The following is a 22,700-nucleotide window of genomic DNA, read 5'->3' as shown; positions in this document are numbered from 1 at the left end:
CGGTGGCCGTCACTCCGTCAGCAGGCGGGTGATCGCGCGGCAGGCCGCCGGGACCGGGGCCACGACGCGGACCGCGCAGCGGACGCGGAGCTCCTCGGCGGCCTCGCCGAGCGGGCCGCCGCCGATGACGACGGCGCGGGCCCCGTCGCGTTCGGCGCAGGCGCGGACGGCGCGTTCCAGCCGGTCGAGGAGGAGCACCGGATCGGCGGAGAGGCGCTCGGGGGCGCCGGCGGTGAGCCGGAGGCCGGTGTACCGGTCGGCGAGGCCGAGCGCGGTCACGCGCGCGTGGATGGCGTCGGCGAGGAGCGGGGTGGTGGTGGCGATCCCGAAGGGCGTTCCTTCGGCGGCCGCCTCCAGGAGCGCCGCCTCGCCGAGGCCGACCACCGGGATCCCGGCCGGGGCGGCCGCCTCGCGCAACCGCGCGAGGCCCGGGTCCCCGAAGGCGGCGACGAGGAGGGCGGCGCAGTCGCCCTCGGCCGTGGCGCGGAGGCCCGCGGCGAGGACCTCGGGCGCGGCGGCCCGCAGGGCCTCCGGGTCGGTGAGCATCTCCGGGCCCCGGGCGACGGTCACGCCCCGGACGGGTCGGGCGGGGCCGAGGGCGCGCCGGGCGAGGGCGGTCATCATCGCGGTCGTGGCGGTGGAGGTGTTGGGGTTGACCAGCACCACGGCCCCGGCCCGCGTGCGGTCAACACGCACCGGGGCCCCGGCCCCCGCGGCGTGCGCGGGGACCGGGGCGGGCGGTGGGTCGAGGAGCGGGTTCAGTGGACGTGCGCCGCCTTCGCCGAGGCGCTGCCGGAGATCTCCTCGCCGGGCTCCATGGGCGCGGTGACCTCGTCGGCGTCGCGGCCCCGGCCCAGGTGGTTGAAGACCACGTTGAGGAGGACGGCGGCGACGCAGCCGGTGGAGATGCCGGAGTCCAGGATGATCTGCGCGGTCTCCGGGAAGGCGTGGTAGAAGTCCGGCTTCGTGATCGGGATGATGCCGACGGCCAGCGAGACGGCCACGATCAGCACGTTGTTGTCCTTCTCCAGGCCGGCCTTGACCAGGGTCTGGATGCCGCTGGCGGCGACCGAGCCGAAGAGGACGACACCCGCGCCGCCGAGGACCGGCCGGGGCACGACCGAGATGAGCGAGGCGGCGACCGGCGAGAGGCCCATCAGGACCAGGAAGCCGCCGCCGGCGGCGACGACGAAGCGGCTGCGGATCCTGGTCATGGCGACCAGGCCGATGTTCTGCGCGAAGGCGCTGCACATGAAGCCGTTGAAGAGCGGGCTGAGCGCGGAGCCGAGGGTGTCGGCGCGCAGTCCGGCCGCGATGGTCTTCTCGTCGGCGGGCCGCTCGACGATCTCGCCGAGCGCCAGCATGTCGGCGGTCGACTCGGTCATGGAGACCAGCATGACCACGCACATGGAGATGATCGCGGCGAGGGCGAACTGCGGGGCGCCGAAGTGGAAGGGGGTCGGGAAGCCGACGATGTCGGCCTCCTGCACCGGGCTGAAGTCGGTGACCCCGAAGGGTATGGCGATGAGCGTGCCGAGGACGAGGCCGACCAGGACGGCGACCTGCTTGAGGAAGCCGCGGGTGAAGCGACGGAGCAGCAGGACCACGACGAGCGTGATGCCGGCGAGCGACAGGTACGTGGTCGAACCGTAGTCCTGGGCCTTGGGGTTGGGCCCCTGGGCCCAGCCGAACGCGACCGGGAGGAGGGAGACGCCGATGAGGGTGATCACGGAGCCGGTGACGACCGGCGGGAAGAACCGCACGAGCCGGGAGAAGAAGGGGGCGGCGGCGAAGCCGAGGAGTCCGGCGACGATGATCGCCCCGAAGATCACGGGAAGCGCGTCGGCCTTGTTCTCGGTGGTGTCGACGATCGCCAGCATCGGCGCGACGCCGGCGAAGGTGACGCCGTTGACGAACGGCAGCTTGGCGCCGATCTTCCAGATGCCGAGGGTCTGCAGGAAGGTGGCGAGGCCGGCGGTGAAGAGGCTGGCGCCGGTGAGGAAGGTGAGTTCGGTGCCGGAGAGGCCGACGGCCGCTCCGACGATCAGGGGCGGGGCGACGACGCCCGCGTACATGGCGGCGACGTGCTGGAGGCCGCTGGTGAGCATCTTGAGTGGGGGCAGCGTCTCGTCGACCGGATGCTTCTCGCGGTCTTCGGGGGCGGGGCCTGCGTCTGGTGCATTGCGAACCTGGGGCTTGGCGGCCACGGCGGTTCCTCCGGTCGGTTACACGTCGGCGGCGACGAGGGGTTCAGGGAGGTGGTGCGATGCGATGCGAAGTGCAGGAGGTGCGGCTCGTTGCGGGGTGGAGCGGTACCGCGGAAGGGGTGCGGCGCGTTCCGGGGTGGAGCGGTGCCGCTGGAGGGGGCGCGGTGCGGGACGGGTGCCCGGTGTGGGGGTGCGGGCACGCTTCACCGTCCCGGGTGGTGCCGTACGCACACGGCGTACGGCACCACCCGGTCGGGCTGCCGCGGACCCCGCTCGGGTCCGCGGCGACCGGCCGAGGGCCGTCCCCCTCGGTCGGACTCCATGGGGAGGGTCAGCTCTGGGCCGTGATCCGGGCCAGGCGCTGCGCCTCCGCGCGCGCGTCGCGCGCGATCTGCTCCTCGTCGGCGAACAGGAGTCGGTTGTTCTCGACGATCTGCTTGCCGTTGACGAAGGAGGCGGTGACCGGGGCCGCCGCGCCGAAGACGATGGCGGTGACCGGGTCGGCGATCGAGGAGTGGCCGAGGCCGTCGATCTTCCAGAGGACGAAGTCGGCGAGCTTGCCGGCCTCCAGCGAGCCGATGTTGTCGGCGCGGCCGAGGACCTGCGCGCCGCCGTAGGTGCCGAGGCGCAGGGCCTGGCGGGCGTTGAGCGCGGCCTCGCGGTGGGCGCCGAGGCGGTTGATGAGGAGCGCGTTGCGCAGCTCGGTGTGGAGCTCGCCGGACTCGTTGGAGGCGGTGCCGTCGACGCCGAGGCCGACGGGGACGCCCGCCTTGAGCATGTCCGGTACGCGGGCGATGCCGGCGGCGAGGCGCGCGTTGGAGGAGGGGCAGTGCGCCACACCGGTCTTGGTGCGGGCGAAGGCCTCGATGTCGGAGTCGTTCATGTGGACGCAGTGCGCCATCCACACGTCCTCGCCGAGGAAGCCGGTCGACTCGAAGTAGTCCGTCGGGCCCATGCCGAAGAGCTCGTGACAGAACTTCTCCTCCTCCACGGTCTCCGAGCCGTGGGTGTGCATGCGCACGCCGAGGCGGCGGCCGAGGGCGGCGCCCTCGCGGAGCAGCTCGGTGGAGATCGAGAAGGGCGAGCAGGGGGCGACGGCGACCTGGGTCATCGCGTCGAAGGAGGCGTCGTGGTACTTCCGCACCGTCTCCTCGGTCGCGGCGAGCGCGCCCTCGGTGGTCTCGACGGCGAAGTCCGGCGGCAGGCCGCCGTCCTTCTCGCTGCGGTCCATGGAGCCGCGGGCCAGGGTGAAGCGGACGCCCATGTCGGAGGCCGCGCCGATGATGGCGCCGGACAGGTCGCCGGAGCCCTGCGGGTAGACGTAGTGGTGGTCCATGGCCGTGGTGACACCGCCGCGGGCCATCATCGCCAGGGAGCCCTGCGCGGCCACGCGGACCATCGACTCGTCGATCCGGGACCACGTCGGGTAGAGCGCGACCAGCCAGTTGAACAGGTTGTGGTCGGTGGCCAGGCCTCGGGTGATCCACTGGTAGAAGTGGTGGTGGGTGTTGACCAGACCGGGCGTCACCAGGTGACCGGTGGCGTCGATCCGGCGGACCACGTTCTCCAGGCCCTCGGGCGCCCTGCCGGCGCCGATGGACTCGATCTTGTTGTCGGCGACGACGAGGTGGCCGGAGGCGTACTCGGTGTCGTTCGCGTCGACGGTCGCGATCGCCGCGTTCTCGATGACGATGCGCTGGGCTGCCGAAGGTGCTGCCATGGCGGTGCTTCCTTCATTCCTCGGGGATGGTTCGGGCACGGCAGGACCCTAGGAGGATTTGAGTGCCGGAGCCGCGTGACGGCTCCGGGTGCCGAGATGGTGGAAGAACAGGTTCAGCAGGACGGCCACGAGCGCGCCCGCGCTGATGCCGGAGCCGAGCACCGTCTGCGCCCAGGCGGGGAAGCCGGCGTAGAAGGTGGGCGCGGCGAGCGGGATGATGCCCGCTCCGAGCGCGACGGCCACCAGGATGATGTTGGAGCTGTCGTCGAGTCCGGCCTCGGACAGGGTGCGGATGCCGCTGACCGCGATCGAGCCGAAGAGGACGATGCCGGCGCCGCCGAGGACGGGCATCGGGACCATGGAGACGACCGCGCCGAGGACGGGGAAGGCGCCGAGGACGAGGAGGGCGCCGCCGGCGACGGCGACCACGTACCGGGAGCGGACCCGGGTCAGCGAGACGACGCCGACGTTCTGCGCGAAGGCGGAGGTCGGGAAGCCGCCGAAGACGGGGCCGAGCAGGGTGGCGATGCCGTCGGTGCGCAGGCCGCGGGTGATGGTCTTCCCGTCGCTGCGGCGCTCGCAGATCTCGCCGAGGGCGAGCATGCCGGCGCTGGACTCGGTCATGAGGACCAGCATCACGATGCACAGGGAGAGGATCGCGGCGGGCTGGAACTCGGGGGCTCCGAAGGCGAAGGGGGCGGGCAGGGCCGCGACGGGAGCCTCCCGCAGGGCGCTGAAGTCGGCCATCCCGAAGGGGATCGCGGCGAGGGTGCCGATGAGCAGGCCGAGCAGCAGGGCGATCTGCTTGACGAAGCCCTTGCCGAAGCGCTGGAAGAGCAGGACGACGACGAGGGTGAAGCCGGCGAGCGCCAGGTACTTCATGGCGCCGAAGTCGGCGGCGGTCTTGTCGCCGCCCTGGGCCCAGCTGACGGGCACCGGCATCAGGGTGACGCCGATCAGGGTGATGACGACGCCGGTGACGAGCGGCGGGAAGAAGCGCAGGAGCCTGCCGAAGAAGGGTCCGACGGCGAGGCAGAAGACTCCGGCGACCATCACCGCGCCGTAGATGGCGGGGAGCTGGTGTCCGGGGGCGCTGGTCTCGGCGATGGCGAGCATCGGGGCGATGCCGGCGGACGAGGCGGCGTTGACGAACGGGAGCCGGTTGCCGGCGAAGCGTCCGAGGCCGAGGGTCTGCAGGATGGTCGCGCAGCCGGCGATGAGCAGGCTGGCCGCGATGAGCCGTGTCATTCCTGCGGCGTCCAGGCCGACGGCCTGGCCGATGATGAGCGGAGGGGTGACGACGCCGGCGTACATGGCGGCGATGTGCTGGAGTGCCGCGGGGACGAGCCGCGAGGCGGGGAGCTTTTCGTCCACCGGATGGCATTCGGCCGAGGCCGGTCCCGGGGTGGACGGAGGGGTGGAACACGGGCCTTCGGCGGTTGCCGGCCCCTTTGCAGGCTGTGCCATGAGATTCCCTCCGGTCTGGTGCGGCCCCCGCCCGACTGCGGGCGGGCGGGGGCCGGTCACTCAGATGCCGCTTAGAGGTTGGTCATGTCGACCGGGATCTGCGCCGTGGCTCCGTCGCGGAGGACGGTGGCCTCGATGAGGCCGTACATGCGGTCGGCGGCGTAGTAGACCTCGTTGTCGTTCTTCAGGCCGAAGGGCTCGAGGTCCACCAGGAAGTGGTGCTTGTTCGGGAGCGAGAAGCGGACTTCGTCGATCTCCGAGCGGTGGTTGATGATGCGCGTGGCCATCTGGTACAGCGTCTGCTGGAGGGAGTACGAGTACGTCTCCGAGAAGGCCTCGAGCATGTGCTTCCTGGTCTGCTCGTAGGACCGCTCCCAGTTGGGCATGCGCTGGTCGTCGTCGGTCCAGTTGAACCGCCAGCGACCGGACACCTGGGTGGCCAGGATGCGGTCGTACGCCTCCTGGAGCGTCGTGTACTTGTCCTTGATGTAGCCCCAGAACTCCGAGTTGGTGGAGTTCATGACGACGAGGTCCTTGAGGCCGGAGATGACCTCCCACTTCTCGCCGTCGTAGGTGATCTGGGTGACGCGGGTCTCCTGGCCCTTGCGGGCGAAGGAGTGGTTGACCTCGTCGGCGCCGATGAACTTGGAGTTGGCGTCGGAGGAGGCGATGCGCTCCCAGGCGTACTCCTCGATCCGGATCCGCGCCCGGTGGATCGGCTCCTGGCTCGTCACGAAGTGGCGGGCGAGGTGGATGCCGAACTGCTCGGCGGACTCGATGCCGTACTCCTTGGCGAACGCGAAGACGGTGTTCTTCGTCGTGTCGGTGGGGAGGCAGTGGGCGTTGGAGCCGGTGAGGTGGACGTCGTCGAGGTCGCCGGAGAGGGCGACGGAGACGTTCAGGTCCTTGATGTGGTGGGTGGCGCCGTCCCGCGTGATCTTGACGACGCGGTTCTCTGCTTTGCCGTACTGGTTCTGGCCGAGAATCGTGGGCATGTCTGCTAGCTCCCTCGGTAAACGGAGTAGCCGAACGGGTTGAGCAGCAGCGGTACGTGGTAGTGCTCGCCCGGCTTGACGGCGAACGTGATCGCCACCTCCGGGAAGAACGCACCGCTGTCCCTTACGCGGGGGGCGTCCTGCTGCGCCTCGGCTTGCTTCTTGGCGAAGTACGTCTCGGTCTCGAAGTCGAGACGCACGTGGGTGGTTTCTTCCGGCAGCGCCGGCAGGTCCTTGCAGCGCCCGTCCGCGTCGGTGGCGGAGCCGCCGAGCGTGACCCACTGCGCGTCGGAGCCGCTGCGGGCCGCGAGCGTGATGGCCACGCCCTCGGCCGGGCGGCCGATGCTGGTGTCCAGGATGTGCGTGGACACCGAGGCGGTGGTGTCGGTGCTCATGCGGAGCTCTCTTCCTCGGAGGTCTCGGAGGTCTCGGGGTTCTCGGTGGTCTCCACGAGACGGTTCAGCCGGATGCGGTTGATCTTGCCCAGTTCGGTGCGGACGATCTCCCGCTCCGTCTCGGGTGAGTTCCCGATCCGTTCCCGGACCGCGTCGCGCATCTGCTCGCCGGTCCTGCCGGTGGCGCAGATGAGGAAGACATGACCGAACTTCTCCTGATAGGCCAGGTTCAGTTCGAGCATCTCGGCCTTGAGCTCCGCGGAGGCGCCGGCCATCCCGCTCTGCTCGCGGGAGGAGGTCGGGTCCCCTGCCTTCGGACGACCGATCGGCGGGTGCCCCGCCATCGCCTCGGCCAGGTCCTCGGTGGTCAGCTCGGCCATGGCGGCGTCGCTGGCGAGGAAGAGGGCTTCGGCGGTGGAGTACGGGCGCTGGGCGAGGACCTTGCTCCCCCACGCCGAACTGGAACACACCTCGTGGAGCGCGGCGGCGGCCTCGCTGTCCGAGGAGGTGTTGAACCGGGTGAGGCCCGGTGTCGTACCTGAAGTCACGGGAAGCCTCCGTGGCTGTTTTTCGCTGTGCGTCGGACGGGCTGCGGATAGCTAACGCCCTCCGCAACACAACGTCAACACTTTGTTGAAAACTCGGCCACACAAAAGCCGTCGTCCCGACATCTGGACGACGGCTCCCGGTCACACATGATCAACTACTCGGCCTTGGCGGCTTTTTCCCTGTTCAGGGCGGTCTCCCGGTTCAGGTAGTTGTACACCGTGAAGCGGCTGACGCCGAGCGCGCCCGCCACCGTCTCCACCCCGTGGCGCACCGAGAAGGCACCGCGTGCCTCCAGGATCCGGACGACTTCCTGCTTCGCCTTGCGGTCCAGTTCGGCCAGCGGCATCCCGTGCCGCCGTTCCATCGCCGCGAGGATGTGGTCCAGGGAGTCCGAGAGCTGGGGCAGGCGCACGGCGAGCACGTCCTCGCCCTCCCAGGACAGGACGACGTCGTCGCCCTCCGCCTGCGCGGGGACGAGCAGCTCGGCGCCCATGGCGTCCACCAGGGGCTTCACCGCCGCGACCAAGGGGTGCTCGCTCACTTCCCGTCCTCCCCGATCACGTTCACCTGGAGCGAGACGCGCGTGGCGCCGGCCGCCAGTGACTCGCGCAGCAGGGCGTCGACGGCGGTGAGCACCGCGTCGGCGTCGCCTTCCGCCGTGTTGCCGAAGGGACCTACGTCGACCGCGTCCAGCTCGGCCGACTGGATGACCTCACGGGCCACGACCGCGTGCGCCGGCGCCTCGTCGAGGTCGAACGGCTCGGTCGTGAACTCCACTCTCAAACGCTCCATGGCCCCACGCTAAGGCCCCACCCGCCCCCACGGGAGCCCCGGACCTGCGGGGACCTCTTGACAAGTGCGCCGCCCGCCTTGCAACATTCCGTCAGACAGAAACTTACTTCCGCAATACGGAAGGAGCGCCGCCCCTCATGGGATACTCGGACCAGCGCTTCGATGTGAACCTGTCGATCCTCTTCACGGAACTCCCGCTCCTGGAGCGCCCCGCGGCCGCCGCCGCGGCGGGCTTCACCGCGGTCGAGCTGTGGTGGCCCTGGATCGACACCGCCACCCCCGAGCAGAGCGAGCTCGACGCCCTCAAGAAGGCCCTTGAGGACGCCGGCACCCAGCTGGTGGGCCTGAACTTCTACGCCGGGCAGCTCCCCGGCCCGGACCGCGGAGCCCTCTCCGTGCCCGGGGAAGAGTCGGACCGCTTCCGCGCCAACATCGAGGTGGCCGCCGACTTCGCCGCCTCGGTCGGCTGCAAGGCGCTCAACGCCCTCTACGGCAACCGCGTCGAGGGTGTGGACCCGCAGATCCAGGACGCCCTCGCCCTGGAGAACCTGGTGCTGGCGGCCCGCGCGGCCGACCGCATCGGCGCGATCCTCCTCGTCGAGACCCTCAACAAGCCGGAGTCGCCGCTCTACCCGCTGGTGAGCGCCCCCGCCGCGATCGAGGTCGTCGACAAGGTGAACGCGGCCACCGGCCTCGGCAACGCCAAGTTCCTCCTCGACATCTACCACCTGTCGATGAACGGCGAGGACGTCAGCCAGGTCATCGCGGAGTACGCGGCCAAGACCGGCCACGTCCAGATCGCGGACAACCCGGGCCGCGGCGCGCCGGGCACCGGCGAGCTCCCCCTGGAGCAGCTGCTCGACGAGCTGAAGAAGGCCGGTTACGACGGCTGGGTCGGCCTGGAGTACAAGGCCGCCGACGCCGCCGCCTCCTTCGAATGGCTGCCGGCCGAGGCCCGCCCCGCCCGCTGACGCAGGCCCCCTCCCCGTACCACCTTGTTTTGAGAGGCACCCTCATGAGCACCCTCCCCAAGATCGCTTGGATCGGCCTCGGCATCATGGGCTCCCCCATGTCCGAGAACCTCCTGAAGGCCGGTTACTCGGTCACCGGCTTCACCCTGGAGCAGGACAAGCTGGACCGCCTGGCCAAGGCCGGCGGCACCGCGGCCGGCTCGATCGCCGAGGCCGTCAAGGACGCCGACGTCATCATCACGATGGTGCCCGCCTCCCCGCAGGTCGAGGCCATCTCCTACGGCCCCGAGGGCATCCTGGAGAACGCCAAGCAGGGCGCGCTGATCGTGGACATGTCCTCGATCACCCCGCAGACCTCGGTCGACCTGGCGAAGAACGCCAAGGAGAAGGGCATCCGCGTCATCGACGCTCCCGTCTCCGGCGGCGAGGCCGGCGCCATCGAGGCCGTCCTCTCGATCATGGTCGGCGGCGAGCAGGCCGACTTCGACGAGGCCCTCCCGATCCTGGAGGCCCTCGGCAAGACCATCGTGCTCTGCGGCCCGCACGGCTCCGGCCAGACGGTGAAGGCCGCCAACCAGCTGATCGTCGCCGTCAACATCCAGGCGTGCGCCGAGGCCGTGGTCTTCCTGGAGAAGTCGGGCGTGGACCTGAACGCCGCCCTCGACGTCCTCAACGGCGGTCTGGCCGGCTCGACCGTGCTGACCCGCAAGAAGGACAACTTCCTGAACCGGGACTTCAAGCCCGGCTTCCGGATCGACCTGCACCACAAGGACATGGGCATCGTCACCGACGCCGCCCGCAACGTCGGTGCGGCCCTCCCGGTCGGCGCGGTCGTCGCCCAGCTCGTCGCCTCGCTGCGCGCGCAGGGTGACGGCGGCCTGGACCACTCGGCCCTGCTGCGCGCCGTCGAGCGCCTCTCCGGCCAGCAGGTCTGATCCCTGGGGCCTGTCTTCCGGGCCAGGCCCCAGCCCCTTCCCGGGGCCCCTGATTTCCGGTCGGCGGCGGCGCTGACAACCTGTCCTGTCGCGCCCAGGCGTCGCCGCCGACCGGAACACCACACTTCATTTTCAACAAACTGTTGACGCATTGTTCGAGGCGAATTTACGCTCCTCGCACCCCGCCAGCAGAGCTCCCGTACGGAAGGTCACGATGTCGAAGCGCGTGCTTACGACCGAGTCCGGCGCCCCCGTCGCCGACAACCAGAACTCCGCCACCGCCGGCGTCGGTGGCCCTCTCCTCCTCCAGGACCAGCACCTGCTGGAGAAGCTCGCGCGCTTCAACCGTGAGCGGATCCCGGAGCGCGTGGTGCACGCCCGCGGCTCCGGCGCGTACGGCTACTTCGAGGTGACCGACGACGTCACCGCGTACACCAAGGCGAACTTCCTCGGCGAGGTCGGCAAGCGGACCGAGACCTTCATCCGCTTCTCCACCGTGGCCGACTCGCTCGGCGGCGCGGACGCGGTCCGCGACCCCCGCGGCTTCGCCCTGAAGTTCTACACCGAAGAGGGCAACTACGACCTCGTCGGCAACAACACTCCGGTGTTCTTCATCAAGGACCCGATCAAGTTCCCCGACTTCATCCACTCGCAGAAGCGCGACCCCTTCACGGGCCGTCAGGAGCCGGACAACGTCTGGGACTTCTGGGCGCACTCCCCCGAGGCCACCCACCAGATCACCTGGCTCATGGGCGACCGCGGCATCCCGGCCTCGTACCGTCACATGAACGGCTACGGCTCGCACACCTACCAGTGGACCAACGAGGCGGGCGAGGCCTTCTTCGTCAAGTACCACTTCAAGACGAACCAGGGCATCCGCTCCCTCTCCGCCGAGCAGGCCGCCGAGCTCGTCGGCAAGGACGCCAACTCGCACCAGACCGACCTGCTCCAGGCCATCGAGCGCGGTGTGAACCCCTCCTGGACCCTGTACGTCCAGATCATGCCGGCCGCCGAGGCCGCGGACTACCGCTTCAACCCGTTCGACCTCACCAAGGTGTGGCCGCACGCCGACTACCCGCTGCAGCGCGTGGGCCGCCTGGTCCTCGACCGCAACCCGGACAACGTCTTCGCCGAGGTCGAGCAGGCCGCGTTCTCCCCGAACAACTTCGTCCCGGGCATCGGCCCCTCGCCGGACAAGATGCTCCAGGGCCGCCTCTTCGCCTACGCGGACGCCCACCGCTACCGCCTCGGTGTGAACCACACCCAGCTCCCGGTGAACGCCCCCAAGGCGACCGTGGCCGAGAACTACGGCCGCGACGGCTTCATGGCCACCCGCAACGGCTCGCGCCACGACAAGAACTACGAGCCCAACTCGTACCAGGGCCCGGCCCAGACCGACGCCGCGCTCTCCGCGCCGCTCGCGATCCACGGCTGGACCGGCACCCACGAGGCTCCGCAGCACGCCAAGGACGACGACTTCTTCCAGGCCGGCGAGCTCTACCGCCTGATGTCCGAGGACGAGAAGAAGCGCCTGGTCGCCAACATCGCCGGTGGCCTGTCCCAGGTGTCCCGCGAGGACGTCATCGAGAAGAACCTCGCGCACTTCGCCGCCGCCGACGCGGACTACGGCAAGCGCGTGCGCGAGGCCGTCGAGGCCCTGCGCGAGGACTGATCCCTCAGCAACACCCAGACTGCGTACCGCGCCTGACGGGAGGTCAGTGCGGTACGCGGTCCGGATCGCCGGCCCGGATGAGGGGTGGTCGGCGAACCGGACAAGCGTGAGGACCGCGGCGGCTCCGAGCCAGTGCGGTGGTCAGGACGCCGGGCCCCCTTCTTGACCTGAAGGAAGGGGAACCGCCACGGCGCCCGTCGGCACCGCCGCGGTCCCAACGCCCCCTCTCCCGAGGGGATCCCGCAACAACCGCGACATCCGCATCACACGCAGTACACGCAGTACCCGCAACACCCCGAGACTCCGCCCGGCGACGCGAACGTCCTGTCGCGCCAGCCTCGTGCCGCCGGGCGGTCACCAACGGGAGAGCGCGGAACCAGGTTTACGGTCCCTGGTTCCGCGCTCTTCTTCTTTTTCGGCGCGGGCGAGCAGGAACGTCACGGCGAGCGAGGCGAGGGCGAGCAGCACCATCCCCGTACGCGGTGACGTGTACTGGGCGAGGGTGCCGGCCAGCGCCGCGCTCATCCCCTGGAACGCCAGCATCCCCGAGGTGTGCAGCCCGAGGGCGTGACCGCCCAGCTCCTCCGGCACCAGCGCCATGAGCCGCTCCTGGTGCAGCAGGCTCGCCCCGTACCCGACCGCCGACACCGTCACGAGGACGAGCGCGAGGGGAAGCACCGGATCGAGCGCGAACAGCAGGAACGGGGCCGCGAGCAGCGCCTGGAGCGGGAAGCGGGCCCGGCCGCGCAGCCGCGCCGGCAGGAAGCGGCCGACGGCGGTGTCCCCGGCCAGCATCCCGAGCGCGCCGCAGGCGAAGAGGAGCCCGGCGCGCTCGGGGGCGTACGGCACGAAGAGGGACTCGCAGCCGACGACGAGCCCGTTCGGCACCCAGAGCGCGAGGTAGGCGCGGCGGCGGGCGGGGACGGCCCAGAGCCGTCCGTTGGTGCGCCGGGTCTCGGCGACCGAGGGCCGTCCGGCGGCGCGAGGCGGGCGCGCCCCGAGACCGAGGCGGGCGGTCAGGGCGGCGGCGAGGTAGAGCCCGGCACCGGCGAGGACCGTGCCGCGGGGCGAGAGCAGGGCGACGAGGAGCCCGCCGGTGGCGAAGCCGCCGATCTGGCAGGCGCCGACGGCCATGTTCGTCACGGAGCGGCCCAGGAGGTACTCCTCGCGCGGGAGGATCTCGTTCAGGAGCCCGTGGCGCACCCCGCCGCCCAGCGAGGCCGCGAGCCCCTCGGCGAGCAGGACCGCGAAGACCGCCCAGGTCGGCAGGGCGGGGACCGCCAGGACGGCGGTGCCCAGGGCGAAGAAGAGGGCGGTCCCCCAGAGCGCGGTGCGCGGCGGCAGCCGGTCGGCGGCGGAGAGCAGGGTGGTCGCGCCGAGGAGCTGCGCGAGCGAGGGGCCGAAGAGGGCCAGGGCGGAGAGAAGGGGGGAGCCGGTCGCGCGGAAGACGAGCGTGGCGAGACCGAGCCCCGCGACGGTCTGCGCGGCGGTGTGGACGGCGCCGGTGAGGAAGAGCGGGGTGAACTCGGGGGTGCGGAAGAGCGCGCGGTAGCGGGGCATGCGGGGAGTCTCGGAGGACGTGGCGGACCGCCGGTAATGTTTCGCGGGGAGGCGAAACATGGGCTGGTGGCGGATCGGCACGGACACCCTGGCGGGGAGCTCGTTCGTGCTCTCGCCGCTCGCCGAGACGGTCGCCTCGCTCAAGACCCTGCACGCGGCGGCCGCCTCGCATCCGGGCGAGCGCGCCTGGCTCGGCCGGCACCTGCCCGCGTACCGGGAGCGGCTCGCGGCCGAGCCGCTCGACGCGCTGCTCGTGCGGGCCGCGATCGGGCCCACCTGGAACGCGGACTTCCTCACCCCCACCCCGCTGGGCGACCGCGAGCGGAGCTTCGAGGAGGAGGTCGGGGCGGTCCTGGCGACCGGACCGGCCGACGCCGTCGACCAGTTGGCGGTGGCGATCGGCGGACCGGTGCCGGAGCCGCTGCGCTCGGCACGGGACCTGCCGGAGCGGCTCGCGGGCGTGCTCGGCTGGGTGTGGCGGGAGACGGTGCGGCCGGAGTGGGCGCGGCGGCGGCGGATCCTGGAGGCCGACGTGCTGGCGCGGACGGCGCTGCTGAGCCGCGGCGGCTGGGCGGCGGCGCTCGACGAGCTGTCTCCGGGGAGGACGCGCTGGCTCGGCGACGGGCGGCTCCAGGTCAACACCCGTGACTACCCGCCGCGTTCGGTCGACGGGGGGCGGCTGCTGTTCGTGCCGGTGACACCGGCGACCGGCTGGGTGTCCTGGGAGGGGACGGAGCGCTACGCGATCGTCTACCCCTGCGCGGGGGTCCTGGCGGACACGGCCGGCCCGAGGGTCCCGGAGGCCCTGGGAGCCCTGCTCGGGACGGCCCGCGCCGGGGTGCTGGTACGGCTCGGAACCCCGCTGTCCACCAGCCAGTTGGTGGCGCTCACCGGCCAGGGCCTCGGCTCGGTCGGCCGCCACCTGAAGGTGCTGCTCGACGCCGGACTCGTACGGCGGGGACGGGCGGGCCGCTCGGTGCTGTACGAGTGGACGGAGGCGGGCGCGGTCCTCGTGGCGGCACAGGGAGACCCCCGCCCGGCGCCCGTACGGGCGCGGAAAGGGTGAGGCCCCCGCCCCGGTGCTCCTCGGGGCGGGGGCCGTCTCACGGCTCCGTGATCAGACCTGGAGGGCCTTGATCGCGGTCGGCGCGTGGCCGGGCTCGGTGGCCAGGTCCTCGAACTCGGTGACGTCGCTCATGTCGACCGTCTTGCTCATGGCGATGTTGGTGATGCGCTCCAGGATCGCCTCGACGACGACCGGGACCTGGTGCTCGACGGCCAGCTTCTTGGCCTCCTCCAGCGCCTCGCCCAGCTTGCTCGGGTCCTCGACGCGGATCGCCTTGACGCCCAGGCCCTCGGCGACCTTGACGTGGTCGACGCCGTAGACGCCGATCTCCGGGGTGTTGATGTTCTCGAACTCGAGGTTGACCTCGAAGTTGATGCCGAGGCCGCCCTGCGCCTGGCGGATCAGACCGAGGTAGGCGTTGTTCACGAGGACGTGGACGTAGGGGACCTTGTGCTGGGCGGCGACCGCCAGCTCCTCGATCATGAACTGGAAGTCGTAGTCGCCGGAGAGGGCGACGACCGGGGTCTCCGGGTCGGCGGTGGCGGCACCGATCGCGGCCGGGATCGTCCAGCCGAGCGGGCCGGCCTGGCCGCAGTTGATCCAGTGGCGCGGCTTGTAGACGTGCAGGAACTGCGCGGCCGCGATCTGGGAGAGGCCGATGGTGGTGACGTAGCGGGTCTCCGGGCCGAAGGCCTTGTTCATCTCCTCGTAGACGCGCTGCGGCTTCATCGGGATGTTGTCGAAGTGCGTGCGGCGCTGGAGGGTGGCCTTGCGCTCCTGCGCGGAGGCGGCCCAGGCGGAGAAGTCGGGCAGCTTGCCGGCGGCCTTCCACTCCCTGGCGATCTCGACGAACAGCTCCAGGGCGGCCTTGGCGTCGGAGGCGATGCCGTAGTCCGGGGCGAAGATCTTGCCGAGCTGGGTGGGCTCGATGTCGACGTGGACGAACTTGCGGCCCTTGGTGTACGCCTCCAGGTTGTAGCCCGTGTGGCGGTTGGCCCAGCGGTTGCCGATGCCGAGGACGAAGTCCGACTCCAGGAAGGTCGCGTTGCCGTAGCGGTGCGCGGTCTGGACGCCGACCATGCCGGCGGCGAGCTCGTGGTCGTCCGGGATGGTGCCCCAGCCCATGAGGGTGGAGATGACCGGGATGCCGGTCAGCTCGGCGAACTCGACGAGGAGGTCGGAGGCGTCGGCGTTGATGATGCCGCCGCCGGCGACGATCAGCGGGCGCTCGGACTCCAGGAGGAAGCTCAGGGCCTTCTCGGCCTGGGCGCGGGTCGCGGACGGCTTGTAGACCGGCAGCGGCTCGTAGGTCTCCGGGTCGAACTCGATCTCGGTCAGCTGGACGTCGATCGGCAGGTCGATGAGGACCGGGCCGGGACGGCCGGAGCGCATCAGGTGGAAGGCCTGCTGGAAGACGCCCGGGACCTGCGCGGCCTCCAGGACGGTCGTCGCGGCCTTGGTGACCGGCTTGGCGATCGTGGCGATGTCGACGGCCTGGAAGTCCTCCTTGTGGAGCTTCGAGACCGGGGCCTGGCCGGTGATGCAGAGGATCGGGATGGAGTCCGCGATGGCCGAGTACAGGCCGGTGATCATGTCGGTGCCGGCGGGGCCGGACGTACCGATGCAGACGCCGATGTTGCCGGCCTTGGCACGGGTGTAGCCCTCGGCCATGTGGGACGCGCCCTCGACGTGGCGGGCGAGCGTGTGGGCGACGCCGCCGACGTTCTTGAGCTCGCGGTAGAAGGGATTGATCGCCGCGCCGGGGACGCCGAACGCCTGGGTGACGCCTTCGCGCTTGAGGATCTCAACGGCCGCTGCGGCGGCGGTCATACGAGGCATGGGAGTGCTCCTGCTTCGGCCGGGCGGATCCAGGCGGGCGCCTCGTCTCGGGAGGCCCCGGCGCCTGTTTCCGTAATGCGGAAATGCTGTTCTGCTATACGGAAGCAATGTAGGTCGGGGTCCGGAGAGCCGTCAAGAGAAGTCCGCCCGCCGGGATCACGGAAGTGGCCGAACACCCTCCCCCGGGCCCTCGGATGGGTGGACGATGGGGCGGAACGACAGGGGGTTGGGCTGTGGGCGAGTCGGTACCGGTGCGCTGTCCGGAATGCCTGCGCACGCAGGCGTACACGGCACCCGTCTTCCCCTGCGCGTGCGGGAGCCCCGTCGCGCCACCGGTCCTGGCGGGCGCGGTCGCGGAGCCGATCACGCACCGGAACTGGGCGGACGAATGGGTCACCGTCCGCTGCGGGGCCTGCGGCCACGAGAACGACTGGCCGCACCCGGAACTGGGCTGCCCCTGCGGGACGGTGCTGCGGGTACCGGTGCGCCCGGCGGAACCGGTACCGCCGGCGAACGGAACCGCCGCGGTCGGTTCAAACGGCCCGAGGGGCGGCGTGGCCGGAAGGAGCGGGCCCGCCTCCGGCCGGTCCTGTGGGGATGCCCTCGGGGCGGGCGGGGGCCCTGTGGACGGATCCGGTACGGGCGGTGCCGCCCCCGGCCGGACCGGCACCGGCCACGGCCCGGCGGCGTCCGGTACGACTGCGGCCGGGTCCGGCACGGGAGCTCCCGGCGCCGGTGGAGCGGGGGCGGCCGGGGGCGCGTCCGGCGCCGCGGCGGGCGGCGGACAGGGCGACGGGGCCACCGGCGGGGCCGTCGGGGACACGTCCGGCGACGCGGACGGCGCCACCGGAGGACGGACGAGGGAGGAGGCACCCCTCCGTGAGGTCCCCTCCGCACCCGGAGAAGCCGGGTCCCCGTGGTTCGGTCCGGGACCGAAGGCCCGGGGCCCCGGCCCGGCGGGGCACGGCGCGGGCGGGGCGGGTTCCGCCGGACACGGCACAGGCGAGGCGGGCCCCGCCAGGTACGACGGGGCCGGGACCGGCCCCACCGGGCACGGCACGGAAGAGGCCGACTCCGCCGGACACGGCACGGACGGGATCGGCCCCACCCGGCACGGCGCAGCCGGGACCGGCCCCACCGGGCACGGCACGGATGGGACCGGCCCCGCCGGACACGGCTCGGGCGGGAGCGGGCCCGTGGGGCACCGTCCGTTCGCCGAGCGGTACCCCGTGCGCGTCCCGCTGCCGTCCACGGCGCCCCGGCCGGCTCCGCTGCGCGGAGCGTTCCGGCCGGTGACGATCCGGACCTCGCGGGACGCGGTCGCGGCGGCGGCCGGGTATCTGCGCTGGCTCGGCTTCAGGGACGTCGTGCAGCCCGAGGAGCGCCCGGCGTCCGGCGTGGACCTGCGGGGCCCCGGCCTGGTCGCCCAGGTCGACCCGAGCACCCGGCCCACCGGGCTGCGGGCCGTCGAGTGCCTCTGGCTCAACGGTCTGAGCACGGCCGCCGTGAGCGTGTTCTTCTCACTCGCGGGCTACACCCCGGAGGCCCGCTCGCGAGCCGCCGAGGTCGGTCTCCCGCTCTTCGTCCTCGACCTGACCGGCACCCCGCAGCCGGCCAACGACGCCGCGGAGGAACTGACGGCGGGCGGCGCCTGAGCCTCACGACTCCTCGGCATCCGAAATCGGCCATTCACGCGTGACGATCACGCTCCACCGGGCACAACACCCTCGGGGGGTGGGCGTCATGCCGACGGGGACGTGGTGGTTCATCGGAGCTGCGTGGGGAGAGCTGCTGCTCGCCGTCGTCCTGCTGAGAACCCCCGGCGGGACGAGCGGCGCGAGCGACGTGCCGCCGCCGCAGGCCCTCGCGCTGCTGCGCGGCGGGCGGCGGGCGGCCGTCACCGTGGCGCTGGTGGCGCTGCACCAGCGCGGGGCGGTCGCCGCGGGCCGTAAACGTACGATTCGGGCCAATGGCGGACCGGGCCGCACGCGTGACCCCGTACAGCTCGGGGTGCACGGCGCGCTGCACCGCGCCCTCGCGCTGCGGACGCTCACGCAGCGCCCCGAGGCGCGGCGGGCCGTGGACGCGCTGCGCGGCGACCTGTGCGGCGCCGGGCTGCTGCGGCCCCCGGCGCGGCTGTGGGCCGCCCGCGCGCTGCTGGGGTGCGTACCGGTGACGGTGATGGCCGGACCGTTCGCGGCCGGGGCGTCCGGGGCGGACCTCGCGGTGGCGCTCGCGGCCGGGATGCCGCCGGTCCTCGTGGCCCCGGCGCTGCTGCGGTTGCCGGACACGACGGGGGCGGCGCGACGGCTCCTCGCCGACCTGCGGGAGCGGTATCCGCTGCCGGCGCACCGGCGCGAGGTGACGGACGGGTGGCTCGTCCAGCTGTACGTGGCGCTGTACGGGGATCCGGCCCTGGCCCTGTTCCTGCCCCGTTTCTCGCGCGACGGCGGACTCCTCGACCGGCCGCCGGCGGACGGAGGTCCGGACGCGGGCGGTGCCTCGTGCTGAGGCCGCGTCATACTGTCGTATGCGCATCAGAGCGGCCGCTCCGGCCGAACTCCCGCTGCTCCAGGACATCGAACGGGCGGCGGGTGAGCCGTTCCGCGCCCTCGGCATGGCGGCGATCGCCGACGACGACCCGCTGCCCCTGGACGTCCTGGAGACCTACCGCCGTGCGGGCCGGGCGTGGGTGGCGGTGGACGCCGCCGACCGCCCGGTCGCGTACCTGCTCACGGACACGGTCGACGGCGCCGCCCACATCGAGCAGGTGTCGGTGCACCCGGACGCCGCCCGCCGGGGCGTCGGCCGGGCGCTGATCGAGCACCTGGCGGCGGCCGCCGGGGAGCAGGGCCTGGCGGCCCTGACGCTGACGACCTTCGCCGAGGTCCCGTGGAACGCCCCGTACTACGCGCGGCTCGGCTTCCGCCCGCTCGCCGACTCCGACCCGGCGCTGACGGAGGGCCTGCGCGCCATCAGCCGCGCCGAGGCGGCCCACGGCCTGTCGCTCTGGCCCCGCGTCTGCATGCGCCGGGAGCTGGTCCGGGAGCCTAGGCCGTCTCTTCCGGATCTCGCCTCGCCCACGCCGCCCGGCACCGCACCTCGCCGCGTTGCCGGAAAGCCCGAGGACGTCCAGTGATCGGGCATTCCTCCGCCTTGCGAGGCACGGCACCGGACGACGCGGGCTCAACCGGCAGGATCCGGAAGAGACGGCCTAGCCCTCCTCGCCGTACCTCTGCCTGAGTTCCACCTTCCGCACCTTCCCGCTCACCGTCATCGGGAACTCGGTGAGGATCTCCACCCTGCGCGGGATCTTGTAGTGGGCGAGCCGGTCGCGGCAGAAGGCCGTGATCTCGTCCAGGGTGGGCGGGGCGGCGGGGTCGCGCGGGATCACGCAGGCCAGGATCTCCTCGCCGTACCGCTCGTCGGGGACGCCGACGACCTGGACGTCCGCGATCTTGGGGTGCCCGTAGAGGAACTCCTCGATCTCGCGCGGGTACACGTTCTCCCCGCCCCGGATGATCATGTCCTTGATGCGGCCGACGATCTGCACGTAGCCGTCGTCCCGCATGACCGCGAGGTCCCCGGTGTGCATCCAGCGGCCGGTGTCGATCGCCTCGGCGGTCTTCTCCGGCTCGTCCCAGTAGCCGAGCATCACGCTGTAGCCGCGGGTGCACAGCTCCCCCGCCGTGCCGCGTCCGACGGTCAGCCCGGTCGCCGGGTCGACGACCTTCACCTCGACGTGCGGCATGACGCGGCCGACGGTGCCGGTGCGGCGCTCCAGGTCGTCGTCGCGGCGGGTCTGGGTGGAGACGGGCGAGGTCTCGGTCATGCCGTAGCAGATCGACACCTCCGCCATGTTCATCTCGGCGACGACCCGCTTCATCACCTCGACCGGGCACGGCGAGCCCGCCATGATCCCGGTGCGGAGCGTGGAGAGGTCGTAGTCGGCGAAGTCGGGCAGGTTGAGCTCGGCGATGAACATCGTCGGCACCCCGTACAGCGAGGTGCAGCGCTCCTCCTGGACCGCCCGGAGGGTGGCGGCGGGGTCGAAGGAGGCGGCCGGGATGACCATGCAGGCGCCGTGCGAGGTGGCCGCGAGGTTCCCCATGACCATGCCGAAGCAGTGGTAGAAGGGCACCGGGATGCAGATGCGGTCCTGCTCGCTGTAGGCGATCATCTCGCCCACGAAGTAACCGTTGTTGAGGATGTTGTGGTGGGAGAGCGTGGCGCCCTTCGGGAAGCCCGTCGTCCCCGAGGTGTACTGGATGTTGACGGGCTCGTCGCAGGAGAGCGGTTCCGGACGCAGCTCCCCGGCCGTCCGGGCGAGCAGCGCGTCCCAGCTGGGGTCGCCGAAGTAGACCGCCTCGCGCAACTCCGGGCACTCTCCGCGCACGTGCTCGACCATGGCGCGGTAGTCGCTCGTCTTGTGGGCGAGCGAGGCGAAGAGCAGGGAGATGCCGGCCTGCTTGAGCACGTACGCCAACTCGTGGGCGCGGTAGGCCGGGTTGATGTTGACCATGACGGCGCCGATGCGGGCGGTCGCGTACTGGACGAGCACCCACTCGGCGCAGTTCACCGCCCAGATCCCGACCCGGTCGCCCTTGCGGACCCCGCTGCCGAGCAGGGAGCCGGCCAGCCGGTCGACGTCCGCGCCGAACTCCGCGTACGTCCAGCGGCGGCCGGTGGGGACGTCGACGAGGGCCTCGCGGTCGGGCCAGGCGGCGACGGCCCGGTCGAGGTTGGCGGCGATGGTGTCGCCGAGCAGCGGCGTCCCCGACACCCCGTGCGCGTAGGAGAGTTCCGTAGTGCTCTCCGTCGGGCCGGTCACGTGAGGTCTCCTTCCGCGTACTCCGTGCCGCCGCCCTCCGCCGTCAGCCGGCGCAGTTCGACGCGGCGGATCTTGCCGGAGACGGTCTTGGGCAGGTCGGCGAACTCGATGCGCCGGATCCGCTTGTACGGGGCGAGGACCGCGCGCGAGTGGGCGAAGAGGGCCTTCGCGGTCTCCTCGCCCGGCTCCCAGCCCGCCGCGAGGACGACGTACGCCTTGGGGACGGCGAGCCGCAGCGGATCGGGGGCGGGGACGACGGCCGCCTCGGCGACGGCCTCGTGCTCCAGGAGGGCGCTCTCCAGCTCGAAGGGGCTGATCTTGTAGTCACTCGCCTTGAACACGTCGTCGGCGCGCCCGACATAGGTGATGTATCCGTCTTCGTCCCGGGAGCCGATGTCGCCGGTGCGGTAGTAGCCGCCCTCCATCGCCTCGGCGGTCTTCTCCGGGTCACCGTGGTAGCCGGTCATCAGGCCCACCGGGCCGGCGGCGAGGTCGAGGCAGATCTCGCCCTCCTCGACGTCCGGCCGGCCGCTCACCGGGTCGACGAGGGTGACCTTGAAGCCGGGGCTGGGGCGCCCCATGGAGCCCTCCTTGAGCCGCTGGCCGGGGCTGTTGGACACCTGGACGGCGGTCTCGGTCTGGCCGAAGCCGTCCCGGATGGTGACGCCCCAGGCGCGCCGCACCGACTCGATGACCTCGGGGTTGAGCGGCTCGCCGGCGGCGACGACCTCGCGCGGCGGGGTCTTCAGCCGGCTCAGGTCGGTCTGGATCAGCATCCGCCACACGGTCGGCGGGGCGCAGAAGCTGGTGACGCCGTTGCGTTCCATCTCGTCCATGAGCCGGGCCGGGTCGAAGCGGGTGTAGTTGTGGATGAAGACGGTCGCCTCGGCGTTCCACGGCGCGAAGAGGTTGGACCAGGCGTGCTTCGCCCAGCCCGGCGAGGAGATGTTGAGGTGCACGTCGCCGGGCTTGAGGCCGATCCAGTACATCGTCGAGAGGTGCCCGACGGGGTACGAGACGTGGGTGTGCTCGACCAGCTTGGGGCGGGCGGTCGTGCCGGAGGTGAAGTACAGCATCAGGGTGTCGTCGGCGAGGGTGGCCCCGTCGGGCTCGAAGACGTCCGACTCCTGGGCGGCGAGCTCGTACCCCAGCCAGTTCACCCCGTCGCCGCCGACGGAGATCCGGGTGTAGTCGCCGGGGACGTCGTCGAACTTGGCGGTGTCCTCGGCGCGCACGACGACGTGCCGGGCGCGGCCCCGGTCGACGCGGTCGCGCAGGTCGGCGGGGCCGAGGAGGGGGGTGGCGGGGATGAGGACGGCGCGCAGCTTCATCGCGGCGAGCACGGTCTCCCACAGCTCGACCTGGTTGCCGAGCATCAGGACGATCCGGTCGCCGGCGCGCACGCCCTGGGCCCGGAGCCAGTTCGCGACCCGGTTCGAGCGGGCGGACATCTCGGCGAAGGACACCTTCGTCTCGGAGCCGTCCTCCTCGACGATGTGCAGCGCGGTCCGGTCGTTGTCCCGCGCGATGACGTCGAACCATTCGAGCGCCCAGTTGAAACGGTCGGGCCGGGGCCAGGCGAAGCCCTCGTAGGCCGTCTCGTAGTCCTCGCGATGCTGCAGCAGGAAGTCCCGGGCGGCCCGGAACCTCTCCGTCGCACCGGTCGCGCTCGTGGCCGTCATGTGTCCTCCTCGTTGCGGG

Annotated in this window: 20 protein-coding genes; 7 read left to right on the top strand and 13 right to left on the bottom strand. The window is 71.8% G+C overall.

Annotated features, from left to right (window positions below; all coding sequences use genetic code 11):
* Positions 1–9: 9 nt before the first annotated feature.
* From ACIGW4_RS23730 to ACIGW4_RS23690, 9 genes are all read right to left on the bottom strand, one after another.
* Entirely contained in the window at positions 10–696 is a 687-nt protein-coding gene (locus tag ACIGW4_RS23730) for an aspartate/glutamate racemase family protein (RefSeq protein ID WP_260174543.1), read from the bottom strand.
* Between the two features lie 62 nt (positions 697–758).
* Positions 759–2,207: a nucleobase:cation symporter-2 family protein gene (locus ACIGW4_RS23725; protein ID WP_123456123.1), complete on the bottom strand. Its 1,449-nt coding sequence runs from the start codon at positions 2,205–2,207 to the stop codon at positions 759–761.
* Positions 2,208–2,538: 331 nt separating this feature from the next.
* Positions 2,539–3,927: an 8-oxoguanine deaminase gene (locus ACIGW4_RS23720; protein WP_123456122.1), complete on the bottom strand. Its 1,389-nt coding sequence runs from the start codon at positions 3,925–3,927 to the stop codon at positions 2,539–2,541.
* 48 nt (positions 3,928–3,975) lie between these two features.
* Positions 3,976–5,394, bottom strand: a complete 1,419-nt coding sequence (locus ACIGW4_RS23715; RefSeq protein WP_123456121.1) for a nucleobase:cation symporter-2 family protein — start codon at positions 5,392–5,394, stop codon at positions 3,976–3,978.
* 71 nt (positions 5,395–5,465) lie between these two features.
* Complete coding sequence (pucL, locus tag ACIGW4_RS23710; protein ID WP_123456120.1) at positions 5,466–6,389, bottom strand: factor-independent urate hydroxylase; 924 nt, start codon at positions 6,387–6,389, stop codon at positions 5,466–5,468.
* 5 nt (positions 6,390–6,394) lie between these two features.
* A complete protein-coding gene (uraH, locus tag ACIGW4_RS23705) occupies positions 6,395–6,784 on the bottom strand; it encodes a hydroxyisourate hydrolase (protein WP_017236881.1) in 390 nt (129 codons plus the stop codon).
* Positions 6,781–7,332: a 2-oxo-4-hydroxy-4-carboxy-5-ureidoimidazoline decarboxylase gene (uraD, locus tag ACIGW4_RS23700; protein ID WP_359589897.1), complete on the bottom strand. Its 552-nt coding sequence runs from the start codon at positions 7,330–7,332 to the stop codon at positions 6,781–6,783. Before uraD ends, uraH begins: the two co-directional genes overlap by 4 nt.
* Before the next feature lie 155 nt (positions 7,333–7,487).
* The gene (locus ACIGW4_RS23695; protein ID WP_093878560.1) at positions 7,488–7,826 is read right to left on the bottom strand and encodes a helix-turn-helix domain-containing protein; all 339 of its coding nucleotides are present in this window, start codon (positions 7,824–7,826) and stop codon (positions 7,488–7,490) included.
* A gap of 44 nt (positions 7,827–7,870) precedes the next feature.
* Positions 7,871–8,125, bottom strand: coding sequence for a thiamine-binding protein (locus ACIGW4_RS23690; protein ID WP_123456118.1), 255 nt, complete (start codon positions 8,123–8,125; stop codon positions 7,871–7,873).
* Between the two features lie 137 nt (positions 8,126–8,262).
* Here ACIGW4_RS23690 and ACIGW4_RS23685 point away from each other — a divergent pair, with 137 nt between their 5' ends.
* From ACIGW4_RS23685 to ACIGW4_RS23675, 3 genes are all read left to right on the top strand, one after another.
* Entirely contained in the window at positions 8,263–9,096 is an 834-nt protein-coding gene (locus ACIGW4_RS23685; protein ID WP_123456117.1) for a TIM barrel protein, read from the top strand.
* A 44-nt stretch (positions 9,097–9,140) separates the two neighbouring features.
* On the top strand, positions 9,141–10,031 hold the full coding sequence (locus tag ACIGW4_RS23680; RefSeq protein WP_086830848.1) for a 2-hydroxy-3-oxopropionate reductase: 891 nt from the start codon (positions 9,141–9,143) through the stop codon (positions 10,029–10,031).
* 214 nt (positions 10,032–10,245) lie between these two features.
* Positions 10,246–11,703, top strand: coding sequence for a catalase (locus ACIGW4_RS23675; RefSeq protein WP_123456116.1), 1,458 nt, complete (start codon positions 10,246–10,248; stop codon positions 11,701–11,703).
* Between the two features lie 354 nt (positions 11,704–12,057).
* Here the strand turns inward: ACIGW4_RS23675 and ACIGW4_RS23670 are convergent, their stop codons facing one another.
* Positions 12,058–13,263 carry an MFS transporter gene (locus ACIGW4_RS23670; protein WP_359589899.1) on the bottom strand — a complete coding sequence of 402 codons (1,206 nt, stop codon included), beginning with the start codon at positions 13,261–13,263 and terminating at the stop codon, positions 12,058–12,060.
* Between the two features lie 58 nt (positions 13,264–13,321).
* Here ACIGW4_RS23670 and ACIGW4_RS23665 point away from each other — a divergent pair, with 58 nt between their 5' ends.
* On the top strand, positions 13,322–14,329 hold the full coding sequence (locus ACIGW4_RS23665; protein WP_399582694.1) for an ArsR family transcriptional regulator: 1,008 nt from the start codon (positions 13,322–13,324) through the stop codon (positions 14,327–14,329).
* A 51-nt stretch (positions 14,330–14,380) separates the two neighbouring features.
* Here the strand turns inward: ACIGW4_RS23665 and gcl are convergent, their stop codons facing one another.
* On the bottom strand, positions 14,381–16,168 hold the full coding sequence (gcl, locus tag ACIGW4_RS23660; protein ID WP_398713450.1) for a glyoxylate carboligase: 1,788 nt from the start codon (positions 16,166–16,168) through the stop codon (positions 14,381–14,383).
* A gap of 1,196 nt (positions 16,169–17,364) precedes the next feature.
* On the opposite strand from gcl, the gene ACIGW4_RS23655 reads away from it, so the two are divergent.
* The 3 genes from ACIGW4_RS23655 to ACIGW4_RS23645 all read left to right on the top strand — a co-directional run bounded on the left by ACIGW4_RS23655 (position 17,365) and on the right by ACIGW4_RS23645 (position 19,307).
* A complete protein-coding gene (locus ACIGW4_RS23655; RefSeq protein ID WP_399171936.1) occupies positions 17,365–17,823 on the top strand; it encodes a hypothetical protein in 459 nt (152 codons plus the stop codon).
* 88 nt (positions 17,824–17,911) lie between these two features.
* Entirely contained in the window at positions 17,912–18,679 is a 768-nt protein-coding gene (locus ACIGW4_RS23650; RefSeq protein WP_399582692.1) for a TIGR04222 domain-containing membrane protein, read from the top strand.
* Positions 18,680–18,698: 19 nt separating this feature from the next.
* Positions 18,699–19,307 carry a GNAT family N-acetyltransferase gene (locus ACIGW4_RS23645; RefSeq protein ID WP_399582690.1) on the top strand — a complete coding sequence of 203 codons (609 nt, stop codon included), beginning with the start codon at positions 18,699–18,701 and terminating at the stop codon, positions 19,305–19,307.
* Positions 19,308–19,382: 75 nt separating this feature from the next.
* Here the strand turns inward: ACIGW4_RS23645 and ACIGW4_RS23640 are convergent, their stop codons facing one another.
* Positions 19,383–20,999, bottom strand: coding sequence for an AMP-binding protein (locus tag ACIGW4_RS23640; RefSeq protein ID WP_399582689.1), 1,617 nt, complete (start codon positions 20,997–20,999; stop codon positions 19,383–19,385).
* Entirely contained in the window at positions 20,996–22,681 is a 1,686-nt protein-coding gene (locus ACIGW4_RS23635) for an AMP-binding protein (protein ID WP_359589905.1), read from the bottom strand. The genes ACIGW4_RS23640 and ACIGW4_RS23635 overlap by 4 nt, the downstream gene beginning before the upstream one ends.
* Positions 22,682–22,700 lie beyond the last annotated feature (19 nt).

The sequence above is a fragment of the Streptomyces sp. NPDC053513 genome, from assembly GCF_044544765.1.
Classification (GTDB): domain Bacteria; phylum Actinomycetota; class Actinomycetes; order Streptomycetales; family Streptomycetaceae; genus Streptomyces; species Streptomyces litmocidini.
Note: the sequence above shows the minus strand (reverse complement) of the source record. Positions and strands in the feature narration are given on the sequence as shown.